Source organism: Actinomycetospora chlora, from assembly GCF_039542135.1.
Lineage (GTDB): Bacteria > Actinomycetota > Actinomycetes > Mycobacteriales > Pseudonocardiaceae > Actinomycetospora > Actinomycetospora chlora.
Genome location: NZ_BAABHO010000079.1, coordinates 1 through 23,279 on the forward strand (window position 1 = coordinate 1; position 23,279 = coordinate 23,279).

The 23,279-nt window shown below is 74.9% G+C and carries 21 protein-coding genes and 1 pseudogene; 10 read left to right on the plus strand and 12 right to left on the minus strand.

Annotated elements, in window-relative coordinates; all coding sequences use genetic code 11:
- Positions 1 to 175: 175 nt before the first annotated feature.
- The 5 genes from ABD994_RS29205 (at position 176) to ABD994_RS29225 (ending at position 5,647) form a co-directional block, all read left to right on the plus strand.
- Positions 176 to 1,366 (plus strand): AAA family ATPase, encoded by a 1,191-nt coding sequence (locus ABD994_RS29205; protein ID WP_345424446.1) that lies wholly within the window; start codon positions 176 to 178, stop codon positions 1,364 to 1,366.
- 216 nt (positions 1,367 to 1,582) lie between these two features.
- The gene (locus ABD994_RS29210; protein ID WP_345424449.1) at positions 1,583 to 1,918 is read left to right on the plus strand and encodes a GroES family chaperonin; all 336 of its coding nucleotides are present in this window, start codon (positions 1,583 to 1,585) and stop codon (positions 1,916 to 1,918) included.
- On the plus strand, positions 1,915 to 3,867 hold the full coding sequence (locus tag ABD994_RS29215; protein WP_345424452.1) for a VanW family protein: 1,953 nt from the start codon (positions 1,915 to 1,917) through the stop codon (positions 3,865 to 3,867). Before ABD994_RS29210 ends, ABD994_RS29215 begins: the two co-directional genes overlap by 4 nt.
- On the plus strand, positions 3,864 to 4,772 hold the full coding sequence (locus ABD994_RS29220; protein ID WP_345424455.1) for a DUF1206 domain-containing protein: 909 nt from the start codon (positions 3,864 to 3,866) through the stop codon (positions 4,770 to 4,772). The genes ABD994_RS29215 and ABD994_RS29220 overlap by 4 nt, the downstream gene beginning before the upstream one ends.
- 23 nt (positions 4,773 to 4,795) lie before the next feature.
- Positions 4,796 to 5,647: a DUF72 domain-containing protein gene (locus ABD994_RS29225; RefSeq protein ID WP_345424458.1), complete on the plus strand. Its 852-nt coding sequence runs from the start codon at positions 4,796 to 4,798 to the stop codon at positions 5,645 to 5,647.
- A 17-nt stretch (positions 5,648 to 5,664) separates the two neighbouring features.
- Here ABD994_RS29225 and ABD994_RS29230 read toward each other — a convergent pair whose 3' ends face one another.
- On the minus strand, positions 5,665 to 7,524 hold the full coding sequence (locus ABD994_RS29230; protein ID WP_345424461.1) for an acyl-CoA dehydrogenase: 1,860 nt from the start codon (positions 7,522 to 7,524) through the stop codon (positions 5,665 to 5,667).
- 163 nt (positions 7,525 to 7,687) lie between these two features.
- Here ABD994_RS29230 and ABD994_RS29235 point away from each other — a divergent pair, with 163 nt between their 5' ends.
- The gene (locus ABD994_RS29235) at positions 7,688 to 10,078 is read left to right on the plus strand and encodes an FUSC family protein (RefSeq protein WP_345424464.1); all 2,391 of its coding nucleotides are present in this window, start codon (positions 7,688 to 7,690) and stop codon (positions 10,076 to 10,078) included.
- Here the strand turns inward: ABD994_RS29235 and ABD994_RS29240 are convergent.
- The 3 genes from ABD994_RS29240 to ABD994_RS29250 form a co-directional block, all read right to left on the minus strand.
- A complete protein-coding gene (locus ABD994_RS29240) occupies positions 10,021 to 11,322 on the minus strand; it encodes a D-arabinono-1,4-lactone oxidase (RefSeq protein ID WP_345424467.1) in 1,302 nt (433 codons plus the stop codon). The two genes, ABD994_RS29235 and ABD994_RS29240, sit on opposite strands and share 58 nt — an antisense overlap.
- 71 nt (positions 11,323 to 11,393) lie before the next feature.
- Complete coding sequence (locus ABD994_RS29245) at positions 11,394 to 11,963, minus strand: DoxX family protein (protein WP_345424470.1); 570 nt, start codon at positions 11,961 to 11,963, stop codon at positions 11,394 to 11,396.
- A 173-nt stretch (positions 11,964 to 12,136) separates the two neighbouring features.
- Positions 12,137 to 12,829 carry a hypothetical protein gene (locus ABD994_RS29250; RefSeq protein ID WP_345424472.1) on the minus strand — a complete coding sequence of 231 codons (693 nt, stop codon included), beginning with the start codon at positions 12,827 to 12,829 and terminating at the stop codon, positions 12,137 to 12,139.
- A 275-nt stretch (positions 12,830 to 13,104) separates the two neighbouring features.
- Between ABD994_RS29250 and ABD994_RS29255 the strand changes: the two genes are divergently transcribed.
- Entirely contained in the window at positions 13,105 to 14,733 is a 1,629-nt protein-coding gene (locus ABD994_RS29255; RefSeq protein ID WP_345424474.1) for an SDR family oxidoreductase, read from the plus strand.
- A 1-nt stretch (position 14,734) separates the two neighbouring features.
- Here ABD994_RS29255 and ABD994_RS29260 read toward each other — a convergent pair whose 3' ends face one another.
- Together ABD994_RS29260 and ABD994_RS29265 are read right to left on the minus strand one after the other, a co-directional pair.
- On the minus strand, positions 14,735 to 15,607 hold the full coding sequence (locus tag ABD994_RS29260; RefSeq protein WP_345424477.1) for an aldo/keto reductase: 873 nt from the start codon (positions 15,605 to 15,607) through the stop codon (positions 14,735 to 14,737).
- 135 nt (positions 15,608 to 15,742) lie between these two features.
- Positions 15,743 to 16,675, minus strand: coding sequence for an NAD-dependent epimerase/dehydratase family protein (locus ABD994_RS29265; RefSeq protein ID WP_345424480.1), 933 nt, complete (start codon positions 16,673 to 16,675; stop codon positions 15,743 to 15,745).
- Positions 16,676 to 16,714: 39 nt separating this feature from the next.
- Here ABD994_RS29265 and cutA point away from each other — a divergent pair, with 39 nt between their 5' ends.
- The 3 genes from cutA (at position 16,715) to ABD994_RS29280 (ending at position 18,992) form a co-directional block, all read left to right on the plus strand.
- Positions 16,715 to 17,083, plus strand: a complete 369-nt coding sequence (gene cutA / locus ABD994_RS29270) for a divalent-cation tolerance protein CutA (protein WP_345424484.1) — start codon at positions 16,715 to 16,717, stop codon at positions 17,081 to 17,083.
- An 11-nt stretch (positions 17,084 to 17,094) separates the two neighbouring features.
- Positions 17,095 to 18,315: an MFS transporter gene (locus tag ABD994_RS29275; RefSeq protein WP_345424487.1), complete on the plus strand. Its 1,221-nt coding sequence runs from the start codon at positions 17,095 to 17,097 to the stop codon at positions 18,313 to 18,315.
- Between the two features lie 98 nt (positions 18,316 to 18,413).
- On the plus strand, positions 18,414 to 18,992 hold the full coding sequence (locus tag ABD994_RS29280; RefSeq protein ID WP_345424489.1) for a hypothetical protein: 579 nt from the start codon (positions 18,414 to 18,416) through the stop codon (positions 18,990 to 18,992).
- A gap of 8 nt (positions 18,993 to 19,000) precedes the next feature.
- On the opposite strand, the gene dnaB is transcribed toward ABD994_RS29280, so the two are convergent.
- From dnaB to ABD994_RS29310, 6 genes and pseudogenes are all read right to left on the minus strand, one after another.
- Positions 19,001 to 20,389: a replicative DNA helicase gene (gene dnaB, locus ABD994_RS29285; protein ID WP_425550147.1), complete on the minus strand. Its 1,389-nt coding sequence runs from the start codon at positions 20,387 to 20,389 to the stop codon at positions 19,001 to 19,003.
- A gap of 541 nt (positions 20,390 to 20,930) precedes the next feature.
- Positions 20,931 to 21,380 carry a 50S ribosomal protein L9 gene (rplI, locus tag ABD994_RS29290; RefSeq protein ID WP_345424491.1) on the minus strand — a complete coding sequence of 150 codons (450 nt, stop codon included), beginning with the start codon at positions 21,378 to 21,380 and terminating at the stop codon, positions 20,931 to 20,933.
- 11 nt (positions 21,381 to 21,391) lie between these two features.
- Complete coding sequence (rpsR, locus tag ABD994_RS29295; RefSeq protein WP_133826840.1) at positions 21,392 to 21,628, minus strand: 30S ribosomal protein S18; 237 nt, start codon at positions 21,626 to 21,628, stop codon at positions 21,392 to 21,394.
- 35 nt (positions 21,629 to 21,663) lie between these two features.
- Complete coding sequence (locus ABD994_RS29300; protein ID WP_345424494.1) at positions 21,664 to 22,227, minus strand: single-stranded DNA-binding protein; 564 nt, start codon at positions 22,225 to 22,227, stop codon at positions 21,664 to 21,666.
- Positions 22,227 to 22,553: a 30S ribosomal protein S6 gene (gene rpsF / locus ABD994_RS29305; protein WP_345424497.1), complete on the minus strand. Its 327-nt coding sequence runs from the start codon at positions 22,551 to 22,553 to the stop codon at positions 22,227 to 22,229. The genes ABD994_RS29300 and rpsF overlap by 1 nt, the downstream gene beginning before the upstream one ends.
- Before the next feature lie 163 nt (positions 22,554 to 22,716).
- Positions 22,717 to 23,279, minus strand: a pseudogene (locus tag ABD994_RS29310) (hypothetical protein); the annotation flags it as partial.

Sequence of the window (23,279 nt, forward strand, 5' to 3'; positions counted from 1 at the left end):
CCCCATCACAGAGGGGGTGTTGCGACGACCCCGAGAACCCGCCCGGAAGCAGCGAGAGCGCCGTTCGTTCGTCGACAGGGGCCCGCGACACGCCGATCGCGGTTTCTCGCGAGGTATCGGGCCGGCGCTAGAGAGGTCCATACGCTGCGATCGACCCGATCGCGGAGGTACGGCCATGGACCCCGTCCGCAATCCGTACGCGCCCGGGGCGGGGCAGCGCCCGCCCGAGCTCGCCGGCCGCGACCGCGAGGTGGACGCGTTCGACGTCGTGCTCGAGCGGGTCGCGCGGGGCCGGCCCGAGCGCAGCCTCGTGCTCACGGGCCTGCGCGGGGTGGGCAAGACGGTGCTGCTCGGCGAGCTGCGCTCGATGGCGGTCCGGGCGGGCTGGGGCGCGGGCAAGATCGAGGCGCGGCCGGACGCCGAGCTGCGCCGGCCGCTGTCGGCGGCGCTGCACCGGGCGATCCGCGACCTCGCCGTGCACCACCGGGCGCCCGACCGTGTCGAGGAGGCGCTCGGCGTGCTCAAGGCGTTCGCGCTCAAGGCCGCGCCGTCCGACGCGAAGATCAAGGACCGGTGGCAGCCGGGCATCGACGTCCCCGTGCGGAACGGGCGCGCCGACTCCGGCGACATCGAGATCGACCTCGTCGAGCTGTTCGGGGTGTGCGCCGAGCTGGCCGCCGACGTCGGCGTGGGCATCGCGCTGCTCATCGACGAGATGCAGGACCTCGGCATCGACGACGTCTCGGCGCTCTGCGCCGCGTGCCACGAGCTCTCGCAGTCCGGCGCCCCGCTGGTCGTCGTCGGCGCGGGGCTGCCGCACCTGCCGGCCGTGCTCAGCGCGTCGAAGTCGTACTCCGAGCGCCTCTTCCGCTACGTCATGATCGGCCAGCTCGACCGCGCCGACGCCGACCTCGCCCTCACCGTCCCGGCCAAGCGCGAGGACGCCGAGCTCACCGGGGCCGCCCTCGAGGCGCTCTACGAGGTCTCGGGCGGCTACCCGTACTTCGTGCAGGCCTACGGCAAGGCCGCCTGGGACGCCGCGGTGCAGAGCCCGATCGACGCCGACGACGTCCGCATGGCCGCCCCGGAGGCGAGCGCCGAGCTCGCCGTCGGCTTCTTCGGCTCGCGCTACGAGCGCGCGACACCCGCCGAGCGGGAGTACCTGCAGGGCATGGCCGAGCTCGCCGAGGGCCGCGACGAGCCGGTGACCACCGCGGCGCTGGCCCAGCACCTGGGCCGCAAGCCGTCGTCCCTCTCGCCCGCGCGGGACAGCCTGCTGCGCAAGGGCCTGGTGTTCTCGGCCGAGCGCGGGTGGATCGCCTTCACCGTCCCGCACTTCGGCCGGTTCCTGCTCGGCCGCGACTGAGTCGTCCTCGTCCGAACGAGTGAACTCGCGGCGGGCCGGTAACGCCGACCCGACCGCTCCCGACACACCCGACGAGCCCCGTGGCGCTGCCGGACCCCCGACCTGGCAGGGCCACGGGGCCTTCCACGTTCCGGGCCGTTGTGCCTCGTCAGGCTCGCGTGAAGCGTCCGCTGCCCTGCGAGAGGACCCGAATCGCCCTCCCCGTACGATCCCGACGTGTCGGATCCCAGGCTGGAGATCCAGATGCTCCACGACCGCGTGATGGTCGCTCCCACCCAGGGCGAGGGCGAACGGCGCAGCAGCGGGGGCATCGTGATCCCGGCGACCGCCCAGCCCGCCAAGCGGCTCGTGTGGGGCGAGGTCTTCGGGACCGGCCAGCACGTCCGCAGCGTCGCGGTGGGTGACCGCGTGCTCTACGGCCAGGACGACCACTTCGAGGTCGACGTGTCCGGCCGCACCTTCGTCGTGCTGCGCGAACGCGACCTGCACGCCGTCGCGAGCGCGACGACCGAGTCGACGCGGCCTTCGAGCGGGACGGGGTTGTACCTGTGAGCGCCACCGGGGGGCACACGCCCGAGGAGACCGTCGTCGACACCGACCCGGCGGAGCCCGACCCGCGCGGGGCGTACGAGGCCGGCGCCGATCCGGAGGCCACCGACCCGGAGCGCACCGCCCATCTCGGCGCGGTGCCCGAGAGCGACCCGCGGCCCCACGCCGCCGAGCCGCACCAGCACGGCGCCCACGAGGCGCCCGGGTCGTCACGGCGCCGCCCCCTGCTCATCGGCGCCGCCGTCGTCGGCCTGCTCGCCGTGCTCTACGTCGGCGACCTGCTGATCTCCTCCACCGACGTCCCGCGCGGCGTGGCCGTCGCCGGGGTCGAGATCGGCGGGATGAGCCGCCCGGAGGCCGAGCAGGAGCTGCGCACCCAGCTCGGCGGCCGCACGACCCGCCCGGTCACGCTCGCGGCCGCGCAGAGCACCGCCACCCTCGACCCCGTCGCCGCGGGGCTCGAGCTCGACGTCGAGGGCACCCTGGCCCGCGCCGGCGAGCAGCCCTTCAACCCGTGGACGCGGCTGACCTCGCTGTTCGGCACCCGCGACGTCGCCCCGGTGACGCGGGTGAACCCGTTCGCGCTCGGCCAGGCGCTCGACGCCGCCCGTCCCGCGCTGGACCGTCCCGCCGTCGAGGGCACCATCCGCTTCGACGGCGTCGAGCCGGTGGGCGTGCCGTCGGTGCCGGGCCAGGTGGTGGACGGCGCCACCGCCGGCCAGGCCGTGGTCGACCACTGGCTCGACGGCCCGCCGGTCGCCCTGCCGATCACCGCGACCCCGGTCAGCGTCACCCCGGAGGGGATCGCGACCGCGATCGACCAGCTCGCGCGCCCCGCGGTCGCCGGCCCGCTCACCGTGGTCGGCGACGCGAAGAACGCGACGCTCACCAGCCGGGCCATCACGACGTTCCTGCGCTTCAGGCCCGACGGCCGCGGCGGGCTGGTCGCCGCCGTCGACGAGCCGGCCGCGATCGCCGCCATGGAGCCCCAGCTGGGCACCACCGAGCGGGAGCCGCGCGACGCGTCGCTGCAGTTCGGCGGCCCGCAGGCGACGGTCGTGCCGGCCGTCGTGGGCCGGGAGATCGACTGGCCGCGCACCCTCGGCGGCGTCGTCGAGGCGCTCGGCCGGCCCGCGGACGGGCCGGCGCCGCCGCTGTTCACCCCGCCCCCGACCGCGCCCGGCACCGATCCGGCGTCCCCGCCGCCGCAGAGCGGCCGGGCGGTCAACGCCGTCTACACGACCACCCAGCCGCGGGTGACCACCGAGTCGCTGGAGTCCCTCGGCCCGGCCGAGCTGATCGGCGAGTTCACCACCCGCGGCTTCAAGCCCGACTCGGGCACGAACATCCGGCGGGTCGCCGAGATCGTCAACGGCGCGATCATCGCGCCGCGCTCGACCTTCAGCCTCAACGGCTTCACCGGACCGCGCAACGCCGCCAACGGCTTCGTCGACGCCGGCATCATCGACGACGGCGCCCCGGGCCGCGGCATGGCCGGCGGCACCTCGCAGTTCGCGACGACGCTGTACAACGCCAGCTACTTCGCCGGGCTCCGCAACGTGGAGCACAAGGAGCACAGCTACTGGATCAGCCGGTACCCGGCGGGCCGCGAGGCCACCGTGTTCGAGGGCTCGATCGACCTGCGCCAGGCCAACGACGGCGACACGCCCATCTACATCCGCACGCAGTGGACGCCGTCGTCGATCACGGTGCAGCTCTACGGCATCAAGCGCTACGAGGTCACCTCGGAGCCGGGGCCGCGCACCAACGTCACCCCGCCCACGACCCGGGACCTCGGCGGCAACCCGACCTGCACGCCGTCGCCGGGCTCCGAGGGCTTCACCATCACCGACACACGGGTCCTGCGTGACGTGCGTACCGGCGAGGTCCGTCGGGAACCACGCACCGTGCGCTACGAACCCCAGCCCACCGTCACCTGCAACGGGCAGTGAGCACCTCCGCCGCCGGGGAGCCCTCACCACGATCCACGTCGTCGCCGGGCGACGCCCTCGGCGACGCGGTCGAGGGCGCCCGTGACCAGGTCCGGGACGTCGGACAGCAGGACGGCGAGGGCGAGGCCCCGCACCGCGCCGTGGAGCTGCTCGGCCGCGTCGGGATGGCCGGCTACGGCCTGGTCCACCTGCTCATCGGCGTCATCGCCGTCCAGATCGCCGTCCGCGGCGGGGGGCAGGCCGACCAGCAGGGCGCGCTGTCGACCCTGGCGGGCGAGCCGTTCGGCTTCGCCGTCATCGTCGTCATCGTCGTGGGCCTGGTCGCCTTCGGCGTCTGGCAGGGCCTGGCCGCGGCCACCGGTTTTCGGTGGGCGTCGGGGTGGGCGCGCACCCAGCGGCGGATCGCCGCCGGCGCCACCGCCGTCGGCGTGCTCTTCGTGGCGCTCATCGGGATCCAGCTGCTGGTCACCGGCTCGTCGGGGTCGAGCAGCAGCGGGTCGCAGCAGACGACGGCCGGCCTGCTGGTGCTGCCCGGCGGGCGGCTGATCGTCGGGGTCGTCGCCGTGGTCGTGCTGGTCATCGCAGGGGCCACGGCGTGGACCGGCGTGCGCGGCTCGTTCGACGAGGACCTGGACTGGTCGCGCCTGCCCGTCTCCCTGCGCCGGCCGGCGTACTGGCTGGGCGTCGCCGGGCACGTGCTGCGCGCCGTCGCGTTCGCCGTCATGGCCGTGCTGTTCGGCGGAGCCGCGCTGTACGCCGACCCGGCCCGCGCGGGCGGCCTCGACGCCGCGCTGAAGACCCTCGCCGCCCAGCCGTTCGGGCCCTACCTGCTGCTCCTGGTCGCCCTCGGGTTCGTCGCCTACGGCCTGTACTGCGCCGCGGACGCCTGGGCCCGCCGCATCTGAGCGGCACCGTGGGGCGGGTCCGGGTGGGGACGTCGGGGTGGATCTACCCGCCGTGGCGTCGGGTGTTCTACCCCGAGGGCCTGGTGCAGCGCCGCGAGCTCACCTACCTCGCCGAGCGCCTCGACACCGTCGAGATCAACGGATCCTTCTACTCGCTGCAGCGGGCCTCGAGCTACCGCACGTGGGCGGAGCGCACGCCGGAGGACTTCGTGTTCGCGGTCAAGGGCGGGCGCTTCGTCACGCACATGAAGAAGCTGCGGGGCGTGGAGGAGGCACTGGCCAACTTCTTCGGTTCCGGTCTGCTCGCGCTGGGCCCGAAGCTCGGGCCGGTGCTCTGGCAGCTGCCGCCGAACCTGCGCTACGACCCCGAGCGCCTGGAGGGCTTCCTCGCCCAGCTCCCGCACACCACCACCGCGGCCGCCGCGCTGGCCGGCGGGCACACCGACAGGGTGCCCGAGCCCTGGACGGAGACCGACGCCGAGCGACCGCTGCGCCACGCGATGGAGGTGCGGCACCCGAGCTTCCGCGACCCCGCCTTCGTGGCCCAGCTGCGCCGCCACGGGGTGGCGCTCGTGGTCGCCGACACGGCGGGAACGTTCCCGCGCCTCGACGACGTCACCGCCGACCTCGTCTACGTCCGCCTGCACGGCGACACCGAGCTCTACGCCAGCGGCTACACCGCCGAGGCGCTCGACCGGTGGGCCGCCCGGGTGCGGGCGTGGGCCGCCGGGGAGGCGCCGGTCAGCGAGGACACGGTGGCGCCCGACGACCCGCCCCCGGAGGCACCGCGGGGCCGCGACGTCGTCGTCTACTTCGACAACGACGTCAAGGTGCACGCGCCGTTCGACGCGATGGCGATGCGCGAGCGCACGTGAGTGCGGGCCGGAGGCCCCTAGAAGGCCGCGACGTCGAGCTCCATGATGCTGTTCTCGGCGCCCTCGATGATCGCCTTGCGGCTGGTGAGCTCGGGGAGCACCGAGCGGGCGAAGAAGCGCGCCACAGCGATCTTGCCCTCGTAGAACTGCTGGTCGCGGCCGGTGACACCGGCGTCCAGGGCCGCGCCCGCGACCTCGGCCCCGCGCAGCAGCAGCCACCCCACGAGCAGGTCGCCCATGCTCAGGAGGAAGCGGACCGCGTGCTGGCCGACCTTGTAGAGGTTGGTGACGTCCTCCTGCGAGGAGGTCAGGAACCCGACCATCGTGCCGAGCATCGCCTGCACATCGCCCAGCGCGGTGGCGAGCAGCGCCCGCTCCTCCTTGAGCCGACCGTTGCCGCCCTCGGCGTCGAGGAACGCCTGGACCTGGCCGGCGACGTGCATGAGCGCCTGGCCGTTGTCCCGGACGATCTTGCGGAAGAAGAAGTCCTGCGCCTGGATCGCCGTGGTGCCCTCGTACAGCGAGTCGATCTTGGCGTCGCGGATGTACTGCTCGATGGGGTAGTCCTGCAGGTACCCCGAGCCGCCGAGGGTCTGCAGCGAGCCGATGAGCTGCTCGGTGGCCCGCTCCGACCCGACGCCCTTGACGATCGGCAGGAGCAGGTCGTTGACCTTCTCCGCCAGGGTGATCTCCTCCTGGGAGACCGCACCCCGCTCGGCGTCGGGGGCCTCCCCGAACCGCACCACGTCCTGGTAGGTCGAGGTGAACGTGTACACCGACCGCATGCCCTCGGCGTAGGCCTTCTGCAGCATGAGGCTGCGGCGCACGTCGGGGTGGTTGGTGATCGGGACGCGCGGGGCGGTCTTGTCGGTCTGCTTGGTGAGGTCGGCGCCCTGGATGCGCTCCTTGGCGTAGCCCAGCGCGTTGAGGTAGCCGGTCGACAGGGTGCCGATGGCCTTGGTGCCGACCATCATCCGGGCGTACTCGATGACCTGGAACATCTGCGCGATGCCGTCGTGCACGTCGCCGAGCAGCCAGCCGACCGCGGGCGTGCCGTGGCCGCCGAAGGTCACCTCGCAGGTGGCCGAGGCGTTGAGGCCCATCTTGTGCTCGACGTTGGTGACGAAGGCGCCGTTGCGCTCGCCCGGCTCGCCGGTGGCGTCGTCGAAGTGGAACTTGGGCACGAGGAACAGCGAGAGGCCCTTGGTGCCGGCCCGCGCGCCCTCGGGGCGGGCGAGCACCAGGTGCATGATGTTCTCGTGGAGATCGTCGGAGTCCGCTGACGTGATGAAGCGCTTGACGCCCTCGATAGACCAGGTGCCGTCGCCGTTGTCGCGGGCCTTGGTGCGGCCGGCGCCCACGTCCGAGCCCGCGTCGGGCTCGGTGAGCACCATGGTGGCGCCCCAGCCCCGGTCGACCATGAGCTGCGCCCAGCGCTTCTGCTGCTCGGTGCCGTTGCGGTAGACCACCGAGGCGAAGTTGGGGCCCGCCATGTACATGAACACCGGGGCGTTGGCGCCGAGGATCATCTCGCCGGCCGCCCACTGCACCGACGGCGGGACGCCCATGCCGCCGATGGCGTTGTCGGCCGACAGCCGCCACCACTCGCCGTCCCACATCGCCCGGTAGGACTTCTTGATGCCCTCGTCGAGGTGGGCGGTGTGCGTCTCGGGGTCGAAGCGCACGGGGTTGCGGTCGCCCGAGACGTACGAGTCCGCCAGCGGGCCCTCGGCCATGGACGCGACCTCGCCCAGCAGGGCGCGGGCGGTCTCCTCGTCGGCGTCGGCGAACGGGCCGGACCCGAAGCGGTCCTGGACGCGGAAGACCTCGAAGAGGTTGAACTCGATGTCGCGGACGTTCGCCCGGTAGTGGCCCATCCCGCCTCGCTCCTCACCACGTGGTGTCGGCAAGCCTTCCGTACCGACCGGTAACCACAGCCTATTACTCCGGGGTAACCACTGTCGAGGACGGACCGGCCCCGTTCCCTCGTGCGAGACTCGCCCGTCGGTGGAGAGACACCGCGGGTGACGGAGGGGCGGGGTGACGGGCGCACGCTGGACCGACGTCCGCACGTGGCTCGCGGGCGTCGACCCCGGGCTGACCCGGCTGCGCCTCGCATCCATCGCCGTGGCGGCGATGACCGTCGCGGTCGGCGTCGTGGCCGCCGGGCGGGCGGCGCTGGCCCCCACCGAACCGGTGACCGTGCTGCTCTTCGCGGGCGTGCTCGCGATGATCTCCAACCTCGCGGTCAACGAGCCCGACCTGCCGCGCCGGCGGGTGACCACCGCGCTGATGCTGCTGCCCGCGGCCGCGAGCACCGTGCTCGGCGCCTTCCTCGCGCCCTACCGGATCCCCGCCGCCGCCGTGTTCGTGCTGGTCATGGTCGTGGCCGTGTGGGTCCGGCGCTACGGCCCGCGCGGCTTCGCCCTCGGCATGGCGGGCTTCATGCCCTACTTCTTCACCCAGTTCCTGCGGATCGCGCCCGCGCAGCTGCCGTGGCTGCTCATCGCGGCCGTCGTCGGCATCGCCTCGACGCTGCTGCTGCGCGGGGTGGTGTTCGCCGAGCGCCCCGAGCGGACCCTGCGTCGCCAGGTGACGGCCTTCCGGGCCCGCGCCCACGCGCTCGTCAGCGCCACCGACGACGTGCTCGCCGGCATCGCCGACGGGACGGTCGACGAGGGCGACCTCGAGACGCTGCGCCGCACCCGGGCGCGCCTGCAGGAGGTGGCGCTGCTCGTCGAGGACACCCTGGAGCAGACGACGGCGGGGCGGGTCTGGCCCGGGCTCGACGACGACACCCTCGCGCTGCGCATCGCGGACGCCGAGCTCGCGCTCGAGCGGCTCTCGGTGGTGGCGCGACGCCTCGCGCTGCCGCAGCGCGACGACCCGAGCGAGCCGCTCGACCCCGTGACGGTCGCGGCCCTGCGCACCGGGCTGCACCACCTGGAGGTCGCGCTCACCGCCGGGCAGGAGCACCTGGCCATCCTCGTGGCGGCGGGCGACGCCCGGGCCGCGGTCGCCGGGCTCGTCGCGGACACCCGCCGCGGTCACGAGCGCGTGCAGCGCACCGCCTTCGCCGTGCGCCGGGTCGCCGACGCGATCCACCACGCCCAGCTCGACGCCCCGTCGCGGCGACCCGACGGGACGCCCCCGGCCCCCCTCCGCGCGGCGCTGCGGCCCCCGCCCGCCCGCGCCGGCGGCGGGGTCGCCCCCGACGCGCTCGCCGACCGGCCCGGGCAGGACACCGCGCCGGACCCGGCCCGGGAGAGCGCGGCGCCCGACCCCGACGACGTGCGCCCCGACGGACCGGCCCCGGATCCCCCGCCGGGCGGGATCGCCCTGAGCACCCGGCAGGCCGTGCAGGTCGGCGTCGCGGCCACGCTGGCGATCGTCGTCGGCGAGCTCATCGCCCCGTCGCGCTGGTACTGGGCCGTCATCACCGCCTTCGTCGTCTTCGCCGGCACCAACAGCCGCGGCGACCTCCTCTCGCGCGGGTGGGGCCGCGTGCTCGGCACGGTCGGCGGCGTCGTCGCCGGGATGGGGCTGGCCGCGCTCGTCGGCGGGAACGCGCCGCTCTCGCTCGTGCTGCTGCTCGTCTGCGTGTTCCTGGCGCTCTACCTGGTGCGCGTCTCGCCGTCGATGCTCGCCTTCTGGATCACGGCGGTGCTGGCGCTCGTCTACGGGCTGATCGGCCAGTTCAGCGTCCAGGTGCTGGTGCTGCGCATCGAGGAGACCGCGATCGGCGCGGCGGCCGCCGTCGTCGCGGCGTTCCTCGTGCTCCCGCGGGGCACCCGCGCCGCGTTCGGCGAGGCGGTCGGCGACGTCGTCGACGCCATGGACCGGGTGCTGCAGGAGGCGGTCGACCGCCTCGTCGGCCGGCACCCCGCGGCGCCGGCCCGCGAGGGCGTGCGGGCGATGGGCGACGCGCTGGCCACGCTGCGCCAGCGCGCGCAGACGCTCGCCGCGCCCTTCGCGCGGCGCCGAGCGCGGTCGAGCTACCAGCGCGGGCTGCGGGTGTTGACGGTGTGCGACGTCTACGCCCGCTCGCTCGCGCGCACCGCCGACCTCGTCGCCGACCCGGCGTGGGCGACGACGCTCGACCCGGCGGCGACCCGGGTGCGCGCCAACCTCGACGGGCTGCGCGACGTGCTCGTGCGCGGCCGGCGGGCTTCGGACGGCGGGCAGGTGCGGGTGCGGTCGGCCGAGGACCTCGTCGACGCCGCCGAGGAGTACGCGGCGCGGACCTCCGACGACCCCGACCGCCGGACCTCGATGCTCGCGGCGGCCCGGCTGCTGCGGCGCATCGACCAGGCCGTGGTGGGCCTGGCGATCGACCTCGGCGCGGCCGACGACCCCGACGCGTTCCGGGACGCTCAGTCCCCGAGCACCGCCGCGAGCGGCGGCGTGGCGAACACCCGGTCCGGGTCGTAGTCGTCGCGGACGCGGCGGAAGTCCCCGACCCGCGGGTAGGCGGCCGCGGTGTCGTCGGCGGTCCAGTCCGACCGCGACGCCCAGTGCGGGCGGCCGTCGTGGTCGCGCAGCACCCGCCAGGCCCGCTCGAGCACGGGCGCGTGGTCGGTGCCGCGGGGCACCCGCACGGCGATCCAGCCGGTGGCCCGCCCGTGGGCCGGGTGCAGCCACGCGGACTCGGGCGGCCCGACGCGCAGGCGCACCGGGAGCCCGACCTCGAGGTGGTCGTCGGCGAGGGCGGCGAGCAGCTCGCGGGCGCCGTCGGCGAGGGCGTGGCGGGGTAGGGCCCACTCGGTCTGCTCGTAGCGCACCGCGGGCGGGCTGGACAGCACCCGGTGCATCGGCCCGTGCGCGGAGACGGTGCGGGCCAGGCGGGAGACGGCGCGGTTGAACCGCGGCACCAGGCTCGGCAGGGCGCGCTCCACGACGACCGCCCCGCCGAGCGCCGTGCGGCCGGTGGCCCCGGCGACCGTCACCCCGAGGCTGCGCTCGCCGGCGTCGTCGTCGGTGTCGTCGTCCTCGTCGTCGTGCGGGGCGACCGGCTCGGCCCAGCGGGTCAGCGCCGTGCCCGCGGACGGGAAGGCCGCGGCCTCGACGACCGGGTGCGCGGTCCAGAAGTCGGGCGCCAGCACCTCCTCCACGGGGCGCGGCTCGCGGGTCACCCGGACCCGGCCGGCCCGCACCACCGCGAGCTCGGCCTCGAGCACCACGCCCAGCGCGCCGAGGGAGGTGCGGGCGCCGTCGAGGTCGGCGACGGCGACGTCGCGCAGCCGGCCCCGGCCGTCGACGAGGCGCAGGCCCACGACGGCGGCGGACAGCGAGCCGCGGGCGGCCCCGCTGCCGTGCATCCCGACCGCGAGCGCCCCGCCGACCGTCGGCGCGGCGAGCTCGAGCGGGGCCTCGAGCGCGAGGTCGCGCCGGGCCAGCTCCTCGTGCAGCTCGCCCAGCGTCGTGCCGGCACGGACGCGGACGGTCGGCCGGTTCGGGGCGCCGCCGGTCCCGGTGACGCCGCGGAACGCGGACAGGTCGACGTGCACGCCGTCGGTGACGGCGAGACCGCTGAAGGAGTGCCCGGACCCGACGGGGCGGACGGTCTGGCCGCGCTCCGCGGCGCGGCGGACGACGGCGGACACACCGCTGTCGTCGAGCGGCCGCACCGTCGCGGTGGGCCGGCACTGCTGGCCGCCGGACCAGTTCGTCCACACGGACGTCACCCTAGGGGCTCACCGATGCAGCGGGGGACCGCCGCGGGCCCGCGGTCCCCGCCACCCGGTGCTCAGGACGCGATCGCGCCGATGGCGACGTCGACGCCGTCGACGACGTTGCGGCGCACCTTGTCGCCGGTCTCGCGGAGCCGGTCGCCGACGTCGTCGGACTGGCCGGTCAGGTCGCTCGTGCGCTCGGCGAGCTTGCGGGCGGCACGACGGCCGCGCCAACCCAGCGACGGCTTCCCCTCGGTGTCGACCGCGGCGAGGATCAGGCCGCCGAGGATGCTGACGTTCTTGAGGAACTGCTGCTGCTCGGCCGTCTTCTCCGCCGGGTCGGACTTCTCCCAGAACGGGTGGCCGGCGACGGTGGTCGGGATGATGCTGGCGGCCAACGCGAGCGAGGCCAGGCGCGGGAACTTGTTGATCGCCAGCAGCGACCCGGCGGCGATCTTCACGCCGGCGTCGATCGTGACGAGCTGGTTCGGCTCCGAGGGGACCTGGTCGGGCAGGCTCGGCGCGGCCTTCTCGATGAGCGGCGACGCCTTCTGCACGCGCGGCTCGGGGTTGAGCAGGGTGTCGACCCCGCCCTTGATGAAGATGGCGGCCAGCATGGGCCGGGCGAGACGACGGACAATCACGGGGGAGACCTCCACGGACGACGGCGACGGCGACGGGCGGGCTGACCCCGGCCGGCGGGGCCGCGCGGGGGCCGCAGCATAGCCCCGTGCGTCCGGGCCTCCGGGGTCGACGCCCGCCCGGGGCGTCGGGCCGCCCGGTCGGGCGGCCCGACGTCTCGTACCCGGCGGACGGGTCAGCGACGCAGCGCGTGCCGCCCCGTGCGCTCCTCCTCCCGGCGCCACGTGTGGCGCCCGCCCTCGAGGTGGTCGTGTTCGTCCTCCTCGGCCCGCTCGGCGGCCCGCGGCCGGCGCCGGCGCTCGGCGCGGCGGCGCAGCTCGTCCTCGGCGGTCTCGGCGGGCGTCGGCTCCGGGAGACGTCGCGACGCGGAGCCCGACCCGTCCACCGCCGGCGGCGGCACGGTCGGCACCTCGCGCAGCCCCGAGCGGTCGCGGCGTCGCTCGTCGCGCCGACCCTCCGCGTCCTGCACCGGCAGCGGCCCGGAACCGGGATGCGGCTCGGGGACGCGGACGGCGTCCCGATCGCGGCGGGCCTCGCGGCGGGGCTCCCGGCGCGGGCGGGAGCGGTCGACCGTCAGCTCGTGGAAGATCGGCGTCGGGTCGGCGTGGTCGAGCGCGGCCAGCGCGCGGTCGCCGCCCCGGTCGGCACGCCGCTCGCCGTCGCGCCGCTCAGCCTCACGCCGCTCAACGCTGCGCCGCGGGCGCTCGATCGGTCGCTCGCCGCCGACCGCCGTCCGCCGCAGGGCGTCCATCCCGGCGCCGGGCCGCTCGAGCAGCGACGGCTCGTCCCACACCCAGGTGCCGTACGCGTCGAGCCGCCAGCCGCCCCCACGGCCGTCGCTCCCGGACCCCAGGTCATCTCGCCACACCCACACGATCCTCGACCTCCCCGACTGCTGTTCTTCCCGCCCGCCTGCCGCCGAACAGCGCAGCGACAGCGAGCGTCTGGCCCCCACAACGGCACCCGCCCGGCCGGACTTGTGGCCTGGATCCGCGCGAGCTGCCCGCGACACGGCCTTTTGCGCGCGACACGCCGAGGGATCCCCCGGCCGTGTGTCACCCCGAGGGGTCGGCGGGGTGTGCGGGGAACGCCCCCGAGACGCCCCGACCTGCGGTCCGGGTCGGCGCGGGCCACGATCGCCCCGTGCGATGCGTGGTCACGGGAGCGACGGGATACATCGGCGGGCGCCTCGCTCCCCGCCTGGCCGCGGAGGGCCACGACGTGCGCTGCGTGGTGCGCCGGCCCGAGAAGATGCGCGACGTCCCCTGGGCCGAGCAGGTCGAGATCGTGCAGGGCGACGTGCTCGACGAGGAGTCGATGCGCCGCGCCTGCGAGGGCGCCGACGTCCTCTACTACCTCGTGCACTCCCTGTCCGAGCAGGGCTTCGCGGCCGTCGACCGGCGCGCCGCGATGATCAGCGCGCAGGCCGCCCGCGAGGCCGGCGTGTCGCGCGTCGTCTACCTCGGGGGCATGCACCCGGAGGTCGACGACCCCAACGAGCTCTCCGAGCACCTCGCGTCCCGCGCCGAGGTGGGCGAGATCTTCCTGCGCTCCGGGGTGCCGACCGTCGTCCTGCAGGCGGCCGTGATCCTGGGCTCGGGGTCGGCGAGCTTCGAGATGCTGCGCTACCTCACCGAGCGGCTGCCGGTGATGCTGACGCCGTCGTGGGTGCACCACCGCGTCCAGCCCATCGCCATCCGCGACGTCCTGCACTACCTGGTGCGCGTCGTACACGTCCCGCCGGAGGTCAACCGGACCTTCGACATCGGCGGGCCCGACGTCCTCACCTACCTGCAGATGATGGAGGGCTTCGCCCAGGTCGCCGAGCTGCCGAAGCGCACGATGCTGCCGGTGCCCGTGCTCACGCCGCGGCTCTCGTCGCACTGGGTCAACCTCGTGACGCCGGTGCCGCGCTCCACCGCCGTGCCGCTGATCGACTCACTGATCCACGAGGTCGTCGCCGCCGAGCACGACATCGACACGTTCGTCGACCAGCCCGAGGGCGGGCTGACCGGCTTCCACCGCGCGGTCGCCCTCGCGCTGCAGCGCGTCAGCAGCGGCCAGGTCGAGACCCGCTGGTCGGGCGCGAACGCGAGCTACGCCCCGTCCGACCCGCTGCCCTCGGACCCCGAGTGGGCCGGCGGCACCGTCTACACCGACATCCGCGAGCGGACCTCCACCGCGTCGGCGGAGCACGTCTGGGACGTCGTCACCGGCATCGGGGGCGAGCGCGGCTGGTACTCGTTCCCGCTGGGCTGGTGGGCGCGCGGGGTCATGGACCGCCTCGTCGGCGGGGTCGGCCTGCGGCGCGGGCGCCGCGACGCCGACTCGCTCAAGGTCGGCGACGCCCTGGACTGGTGGCGCGTCGAGGAGTGCCTCGACGAGCGCAGCACCGACCGCCGCGACGCCGTGGGGCTCGACCTGACCGAGGGCGAGCGGCTGCTGCGGCTGCGCGCGGAGATGAAGGCCCCCGGCCTCGCCTGGCTGGAGCTGCGCGTGGCGCCGTCCGGGGACGGGTCGGTCTACCGGCAGCGCGCGATCTTCTTCCCGCACGGGCTCGCGGGCCACGCGTACTGGTGGGTCATCGCCCCGTTCCACGTGCTCGTGTTCGGCGGCATGGAGCGACGGATCGTCGCCGCCGCCGAGCGCGTCGAGCGTGGCGGGGACCCGGAGCCGCCGCACGGGCTGCTCGCGACGCTGCGCGACCGCCGTGCGCAGCGCGACGCCGAGCGCGCCCGGCCGATGCTGTCGGCCGGGCACGCCGGGCGTTAGGTCACGCTGCCGCGTCCAGCGTCGCCACGGTGTCGCGGTCGAGCTCGAGGGAGGCGGCCGCGCAGTTGTCGTCGAGGTGCTCGAGCGAGCTGGTGCCCGGGATCGGGAGCATCACCGAGCTGCGCTGCAGCAGCCAGGCCAGCGCCACCTGGGCCGGCGTGGCGCCGAAGCGCTCCGCCGCGCGCTCGGCGGCGTTGCCGGGCTCGGCGAGCTTGCCGGCGTCGGCCGGGGCCCACGGGATGAACCCGATGCCGTGCTCGGTGCAGTGGCGCAGGACGTCGTCCGAGGACCGGTCGACGAGGTTGTAGCGGTTCTGCACCGAGGCGACGTCGACGATTTTCCCGGCGGCCTCGATGTCGGCGACCGACACCTGGCTCAGCCCGACCTGGCGCACCTTGCCCTCGCGCTGCAGGTCGGCGAGCAGGCCGAACTGCTCGTCGGCGGCGACGTGCGGGTCGATGCGGTGGAGCTGGAAGAGGTCGAGGGACTCCACGCCGAGGCGGCGCAGGCTCATCTCGCACTCCTGGCGCAGGTAGTCCGGGCGCCCGCAGGGAATCCACTTGTTGGGCCCGGTCCGCAGCAGCCCCGCCTTCGTCGCGACGGTCACGCCGCGGTACGGGTGGAGCGCCTCGCGGATGAGCTCCTCGCTCACGTACGGGCCGTACGAGTCGGCCGTGTCCACGAAGTCGACACCGAGCTCGACCGCGCGGCGCAGCACGGCCACGGCGTTGTCGGTGTCCTTCGGCGGACCCCAGATCCCCTCGCCCGTCAGGCGCATGGCGCCGTAGCCGAGTCGGCGGACCTTCAGCTCGCCCCCGAGGACGAACTCGCCGGAGGCGGACACGACACCGGCCCCGACCTTGTCGTCGGTCATCTACTCACCCTCTCGCGGCCGTGACGGTCTGCAGCCGTACCGCCCACCCTCGCACTCCCCGCTGCCGGGCGACCGGGCGCGTGGCCCATCTCCCACCCGGCCGGCCGGGAGGACCCGATCGGGATCACCCGCAGCTCACGCGCCGGGCATCCACCGGGCGGTCAGCTCCAGTCCCTCGGCGATCCCGCGCGGCGCGAACCCGAGCGCGCGGGCGCCGTCGTCGCGCACCCGGTAGCCGCCGAGCTTCCCGTAGACCACCGACCGGTCCGCGAACGGCGGCGCGTCCGGCCCGAGCTCGCTGCCCTGCGGCAGGACCCGCACGCGGTGCTCGCTGCCGGCGAACCGACAGTAGGTGTCGAGGACCTCCGGGAACGACGCCACCTCGCCGCAGAGGACGTAGCGCCGGCCCGCCGCGCCGCCGGTGTAGGCGAGCAGCTGCCCCTCGGCGACGTCCTCGGCCAGCGTCCAGCCCACGCGCGTGTCGACGATGTCCCCGACCGCCCCGCGCGCGGCCGCGGCCAGCAGCTGGTCGTAGCTCAGCGGCCCGCGCGGCGACGGCCCGTACGCGTTGACCACGGTCGCCACGACGGCGTCGAGGCCGCCCTCGGCCACCGCGTCCAGGACGACGGCCTCGGCCTCGGCCTTCGTCGCCGAGTAGGTGTCGGTCAGCGCGGTGCCGCCGACCGCGTCCTCGTCGACGACGCAGCCGGGCCCGCCGGGGTCCGGGACGCAGATCGCCGCGCTCGTCGAGGTGTGGACGAGACGGCGGACCCCGGCGCGGCGCACGGCGTCGACGACCCGCCGCGTGCCGCCGACGTTGAGCTCGCGGGCCTCCGGGCCCGGCGCGCCGACCGCCGCGGCGAGGTGGAACACGCCCTCGCAGCCGTCCATGGCCCGCGCCAGGCTCTCGGTGTCGGCGAGGTCGGCGGCCACGCGCTCGACGCCGTCGGGCAGGACGTCGGCCCGTGCCGGGTCACGCACCACCGCCCGCACCGGGTGGCCGTGCGCGTGCAGCGTCGCGACGACGGCCGAGCCGATGAAGCCCGTGGCGCCGGTGACGAGGAGCATCGGCGCATCGTGGCACGGATGCCCGGGAGGATGGCGCCCATGAGCGTCCGCGTCCTGCTGACCACCACCGACTCCGCCGACGAGGCCGAGCGGCTCGCCTCGGTGCTCGTCGGGGAGCGCCTCGCCGCCTGCGTGCAGATCGCCGGTCCGGTGCGCAGCGTCTTCCGCTGGGAGGGCACGGTGTCGGTCGAGCCGGAGTGGCAGCTCTGGCTCAAGACCGACGCCGACCGCGTCGACGACCTCACCGCCCGCCTCGTCGCGGAGCACACCTACGACGTCCCCGAGGTGCTGGTGCTGCCCGTGGAGGGCGGGCACGGGCCGTACCTGGGGTGGGTGACGCGGGAGACGCAGCGGAGCGGAGCTCGACCGGTGACCGGGGAGACTGCGCGGGGTGCGGCAGACCGTTAGCCTCGGCAACGATGTCGTCCTCGTCCGCGGTGTCCGGTCCCGCACCGGCGCTGCGCCGCGGCGACCCCGGCTTCCGCCCGATCGCGATCGGGCTGTTCTTCGCCGGCTTCACGACGTTCGCCCTGCTCTACGCCACCCAGCCGCTGCTGCCGGCCCTCGTCGGCGCCTACGGCATCACCCCCGGCGAGGCGTCGCTGTCGGTGTCGGTGACCACCGCGGCGCTCGCGATCGCGGTGATCCCGGCCAGCGCGCTGTCCGAACGGTGGGGCCGGCGCCCGGTGATGATCGGGTCGCTCGCGGCGGCCGTGGTGTTCGGGCTGGCGGCGTCGGTCGCGCCGGGCTTCGGGCTGCTCCTGGTGCTGCGGGCGCTGGAGGGCCTGGCGCTGGCCGGGCTACCCGCGGTCGGGATGGCCTACCTCGCCGACGAGATCGACGGCGACCACCTCGGAGGCGCGATGGGCCTGTACGTCGCCGGCAACTCGGTGGGCGGCTTCGGCGGCCGGTTGGTCACCAGCGCGCTGGCCGACCTCACCGGGTCGTGGCGATGGGCGCTCGCCGGCATCGCTCTGCTCTCCGCGGCCTGCCTCGTCGCCTTCGCCGCCGTGCTGCCCGCGTCGCGCCGGTTCCGTCCGTCCCCCGTGGGCGTGCGGGTCCTGCTCGCGGAGGCCCGGTCGCACCTCGCGGACCCCGTCCTGCGGCGGCTCTACGCCGTCGGGCTGCTGGTGATGGGCGTGTTCGTCTGCGCCTACAACTACGTGACGTTCCTGCTGCTCGGCCCGCCGTTCCGGCTGCCCGCGCTCGTCGTCGGCTTCGTCTTCGTGCTCTACGCGGTGGGCACGGCCACCTCGACCCGCGCCGGACGCCTGGCCGACCGCGTCGGCACCAGCCCCGTCGTGCTCGGCGCGGCGACCGTCGCGGCCGTGGGGGCGGTGCTGATGCTGGCGTCCTGGGTCGCCGTGGTCGTCGCGGGCCTGGCCCTGCTCACCGTCGGGTTCTTCGCCGCCCACACCGTCGCGAGCTCGTGGGTGGGCCGGCGCGCGGAGCACGGCCGCGCCGTCGCCTCCGGGCTCTACCTCGGGGCCTACTACGTCGGCTCGTCCGTGGGCGGCACGCTCGGTGGCGTCGCCTACGGGCTGGCGGGCTGGCCCGCCACCGTCGTGTTCATGGTCGTGCTCCTGGCGCTGGCGGCCGTCACGGCCTGGCCGCTGCGTCCTTCTCCTCACTCCTCGTAGGCTGTATTCTGTAATACAACGCCTCGTCAGGAGAACGCGATGTCCCGTTGGGCACGACGCCGTCCCCATCCCCTCGCCCCCGTCGCGGGCGGCCGGAGATGACCATCCCGCTGACGGAGTGGGTGCTCCGGCCCCGCCGCTCCTGCCGCGTGGCCCGCCTCCTGCACGCGGACGACCTCGCCGCCGCCGTGCGCGCCGACGCCGTCGGCGAGTGCCTCGGCCTGCGGCGACCGGTCGAGCACGCGGCGCGGCGCCTCGACCGCGTGGTGCTGCGCCACACCGTCGACGGCGAGCGCATCGTCCGCCTCGAGAGCGAGGTCGACGCCCTGCCCGAGCGCCTGGCCGCGCTGCAGCAGCGCTGCGGCCGCACGCCGGTCGCCCTCGTGGTCACCAGCGGCCCCGTCGTGGCCTGGGGCCTGCGCCGGCTACGCGTGCTCGAGCGCGCGCAGGACACGCGCCGCCCCCGCCGGCGGCGCCGCCGCGGCGCCGCCGGCCTGCGGGTGGCGCACGTCGAGCGCGCCGCCGAGCGGGGACGGCTGCGCCACGAGGAGGTCGTCCTGCGCGCCCGCGCCGCCGGCGCGCGGCGGGCCGAGCCGGCCGGCGACGTCGTGGACGGGGCGGTGGCGCCGCTGCGCGAGCTGCTCACGCACCTCGACCGCTGCCCCGGGCGGGCCTGACCGCGCGCCTATCCGCGGGCGATGTCGGAGAAGCGGCTGTAGTGCAGCTGGTGCGCCACCGTGATCGTCGCGGTGGGGCCGTTGCGGTGCTTGGCGAGGATGAGGTCGGCCTCGCCGGCCCGGGGGTCGTCGCGCTCGAACGCGTCGGGACGGCTGATGAGCATGACCATGTCGGCGTCCTGCTCGAGCGACCCGGATTCGCGGAGGTCGGAGAGCATCGGCTTCTTGTCGGTGCGCTGCTCGGGCCCGCGGTTGAGCTGGCTGATGGCGACCAGCGGGACCTCGAGCTCCTTGGCCAGCAGCTTGAGCTGACGGGAGAACTCCGAGACCTCCTGCTGGCGGGACTCGACCTTCTTGCCCGAGGTCATCAGCTGCATGTAGTCGAGGATGATCAGCTTGAGGTCGTGGCGCTGCTTGAGCCGCCGCGCCTTCGCCCGGATCTCCATGATCGTCATGTTGGGCGAGTCGTCGATGAACAGCGGCGCCTCGCTGATCTCGCTCATGCGCCGGGCCAGCCGCGTCCAGTCGTCGTCGGTCATCGTGCCGGCGCGCATGTCCGCCAGGCGGATCTTGGCCTCGGCCGAGAGCAGGCGCATGACGATCTCGGTGCGGCTCATCTCCAGGGAGAAGAACGCCGAGGTCAGGCCGTGCTTGACGCTCGCCGACCGGGCGAAATCCATGCCCAGCGTGGACTTCCCGATGCCGGGACGCGCGGCGACGATGATCATCTGCCCGGCGTGGAGGCCGTTGGTGACGTCGTCGAGGTCGGTGAACCCGGTGGGCACGCCGAACGAGACACCACCGCGCGAGGCGATGGCGTCGATCTCGTCCATCGTCGGCTGGAGGACGTCCTCCAGGGCCACGTAGTCCTCGGTGACGCGGCGGTCGGTGACCTCGTAGACCGCGGCCTGCGCGCGGTCGACCACGTCGTCGGTGTCCGCGCCCTCGGCGCCGTGGTAGCCGAGCTGGACGATGCGCGTGCCCGCCTCGACCAGGCGCCGCAGGATCGCACGGTCGGCCACGATCTCGGCGTAGTAGCCGGCGTTGGCCGCGGTGGGCACCGTGGCGATGAGCGTGTGCAGGTACGGCGCCCCGCCGACGCGCAGCAGCTCGCCGCGCTTCTCCAGCTCGGCCGAGACCGTCACGGGGTCGGCCGGCTCGCCGCGGCCGTAGAGGTCGAGCACGCACTCGTAGACCGTCTGGTGGGCCGGACGGTAGAAGTCGTCGGGCTTGAGCATCTCGATGACGTCGGCGATCGCGTCCTTGCTCAGCAGGATCGCGCCGAGCACCGACTGCTCCGCCGGGAGGTCCTGCGGCGGCTGACGGTCGAACTCCGGAGCGGAGCCCGCCCGCTCCGGACCCCGTCCGGACGTCCCCCGGTCGTCCAGCACCGCCACGATCCGCTCCCTCCGCTCGCCCCGGACGACGCCCGGCGCTCGCTCGATCACCGGTGCCCGTCGAACACCAGTTCTAGCAGCGCCCACCGACAGCCGTCCGATCCGCGCCGACGGGGACGCTAGGGGCCCGCCGATCGGTGCTCCAGCCGGTGCTGTGCACGCCCTGGGGACAGACCCGGGATCGATCCACCGAGCACACCCCTCCGGTGGGCACACACCTGGGGACAACCTGTTGGCAACCGTCGTACAAAGATCGTCAGCCCTGGTCAGCGGCCTGTGAGCGGTGTGGACAACAAGTGGATGACGAACGGCCCGGCGCGTCGCCCGGGGCGCGTCGGCGGCGTGTTCACCCGCTCGCGCAGCGTGGCGAGCCGAGCGGGGTGCACGCCGCGCCGGGCGGGCCGGCGGTCGAGCGCGTGGCGTTGCGGACCCCACCGGGTCCGGACACACGTCGGGCCCGGCACCGCGCGGAGGCGGTACCGGGCCCGAGGTGGTGGGAGACGGAGCGGAGCGGAGCTCGACCCGTCAGATTCAGCGCGGGTCAGGCGCCCTGGACGTCCAGGGGCAGGTCGACCGCGACGTCGGGGTGCAGGCGCACGGTGACCGTGTGGTCGCCCGTGGACTTGATGTGCCCCGCGATCTGGACGAACCGCTTGTCGAGGTTCGGGCCGCCCTGCGAGCGGACGGCCGACACGACGTCGGCCGGCGTGACCGAGCCGAAGAGGCGCCCGCCCTGGCCGGCCTTGCCGGTGACCGTGACGGTGCCGAGGCCCTGGATCTGCCCGGCGACCTCCTTGGCGTGGTCGAGGTCGCGGATCCGCTTGCCCTCCTGGGTGCGGCGGATCGTCTCGACCTGCTTCTGCGCGCCGCGGCTGGCGACGATGGCCAGGCCGCGGGGGAGCAGGAAGTTGCGCCCGTAACCGTCCTTGACCTCGACGTTGTCGCCGGGGCCGCCGAGGTTGGGCACGTCGGCGGTGAGGATGAGCTTCACGTGGGCCTCCCTCAGCGCGCGGTCGAGGTGTAGGGCAGCAGGGCCATCTCCCGCGAGTTCTTCACGGCGACGGCGACGTCCCGCTGGTGCTGCGAGCAGTTGCCCGAGACCCGGCGGGCGCGGATCTTGCCGCGGTCCGAGATGTACTTGCGGAGGAGGTTGGTGTCCTTGTAGTCGATCAGCTGGTTCTTGTCCTTGCAGAAGGTGCAGACCTTCTTCTTCGGCTTGCGCACCGGCGGCTTCGCCATGGTGTCTCTTCTCCTGAGCAGAACTGGGGTGTGGTCTAGAAGGGGGGCTCGTCGTCGTAGCCGCCGCCGCCGGAGGAGCCGGCCGCCGGCGCGGAGGCCCACGGGTCGTCCGACCCGCCGTAGCCACCGCCGCCTCCGGAGCCCCCGGAGCCGCCGCCGTAACCGCCGCCCCCGTTGCCGCCGCCGTTGCCGTAACCGCCGCCACCGCCGCCATACCCGCCGCCACCCTGGCCACGGGAGGCCTTGGTGACCGACGCGGTGGCGTAGCGGAGCGAGGGGCCGACCTCGTCGACCTCGAGCTCGATGACGGTGCGCTTCTCGCCCTCACGGGTCTCGAACGAGCGCTGCTTGAGGCGTCCCTGCACGATCACGCGCGCGCCGCGGGTGAGCGTCTCGGCGACGTTCTCCGCGGCCTGGCGCCAGATGTTGCAGCGCAGGAACAGGGCCTCGCCGTCCTTCCACTCGCCGGACTGGCGGTCGAAGGTGCGCGGCGTCGAGGCGACCGTGAAGTTGGCGACCGCGGCGCCCGACGGCGTGAACCGCAACTCCGGGTCGGCGGTGAGGTTGCCGACCACGGTGATGACGGTGTCGCCGGCCATCAGTTCGCCTTGCCCCGGCGCCCGGCGAAGGCGGGGTCGCGGCGCATGACCTTGGTGCGGAGGACGGACTCGTTCAGCGCGAGCTGGCGGTCCATCTCCTTCACCGTGGCGGGCTCGCAGTTGACGTCGAGGACGGCGTAGATGCCCTCGGCGTGCTTCTCGATCTCGTAGGCGAGGCGACGACGTCCCCACACCTCGACGTTCTCGACGGTGCCGCCGTCCTTGCGGACCACGTTGAGGAACGTCTCGAGGGACGGCTGCACGGTGCGCTCGTCGAGGCTCGGCTCGAGGATCACGACCAGTTCGTAGTGGCGCACGAGAACCACTCACCTCCTCTGGGCTGGCGGCCACGGACGATCCGTGGCAGGAGGGATCTCGGTGGGACCAGGTTACCAACGGCCCGGTCGACGCCCCCTCACCAGGTCCGACGCAGCGCAGCCCCGGACGGTTCCGTCCGGGGCTGCGTCGGTGGTGCGTCGGTGCCGGCGGTCAGGCCGGGACGGGCGTCCGTCCCGCGACGACGGTCGCGTCGTCGGCCGGCTCGTCCTCGGGCTCGTCCTCGAGATCGAGGTCGTCCAGCTCGGCGTCGAGGTCGTCGAGGTCGGCCGGCGCCACCGCCGCACCCGCGTCGGTCACCTCCGCGTCGGTCACCTCCGCGTCCGCCTCGACGGGGGCCGCGGCGGGAGCGGCCGCGCGACCGAGCACCAGCCGGCGCACGGTGAACGCCGCGACACCGGAGAGGGCGAGGACCGCGATGAGGGCCGGCACGCCGACCCCGCCGCCGCTGAGCGCGTCGACGGGCAGCGCCTGCACCTGGCTGGCCGTGGTGACGGCGCTGGCCGGGTCGTAGGCCAGCGAGGTGGGGGCACCGGCGCGCAGCCCGGGGAAGGCCGAGCCGAGCAGCAGGTTCGGGTCGAAGGCGCGCACGCCGGGCGCGGGGCCGGCCGGCGCCATGGCGCCGCGCAGGAAGGAGGCGGGCAGCGCGCCGATCGCCGCGGCGAAGGCGGGCGCGGCCGCCGCGGCCTGCTGCGGGGTGAACGCCGGCGCGGCGG

What these genes read in the sequence shown, in the direction of transcription:
- ABD994_RS29205 (WP_345424446.1), top strand. Translation starts at nt 176, where the DNA reads ATGGACCCCGTCCGCAATCCGTACGCGCCCGGGGCGGGGCAGCGCCCG.
- ABD994_RS29230 (WP_345424461.1), bottom strand. Translation starts at nt 7,524, where the DNA reads ATGGGCCACTACCGGGCGAACGTCCGCGACATCGAGTTCAACCTCTTC.
- ABD994_RS29260 (WP_345424477.1), bottom strand. Translation starts at nt 15,607, where the DNA reads ATGACCGACGACAAGGTCGGGGCCGGTGTCGTGTCCGCCTCCGGCGAG.
- ABD994_RS29265 (WP_345424480.1), bottom strand. Translation starts at nt 16,675, where the DNA reads ATGCTCCTCGTCACCGGCGCCACGGGCTTCATCGGCTCGGCCGTCGTC.
- cutA (WP_345424484.1), top strand. Translation starts at nt 16,715, where the DNA reads ATGAGCGTCCGCGTCCTGCTGACCACCACCGACTCCGCCGACGAGGCC.
- ABD994_RS29275 (WP_345424487.1), top strand. Translation starts at nt 17,095, where the DNA reads ATGTCGTCCTCGTCCGCGGTGTCCGGTCCCGCACCGGCGCTGCGCCGC.
- ABD994_RS29280 (WP_345424489.1), top strand. Translation starts at nt 18,414, where the DNA reads ATGACCATCCCGCTGACGGAGTGGGTGCTCCGGCCCCGCCGCTCCTGC.
- rpsR (WP_133826840.1), bottom strand. Translation starts at nt 21,628, where the DNA reads ATGGCGAAGCCGCCGGTGCGCAAGCCGAAGAAGAAGGTCTGCACCTTC.
- ABD994_RS29300 (WP_345424494.1), bottom strand. Translation starts at nt 22,227, where the DNA reads ATGGCCGGCGACACCGTCATCACCGTGGTCGGCAACCTCACCGCCGAC.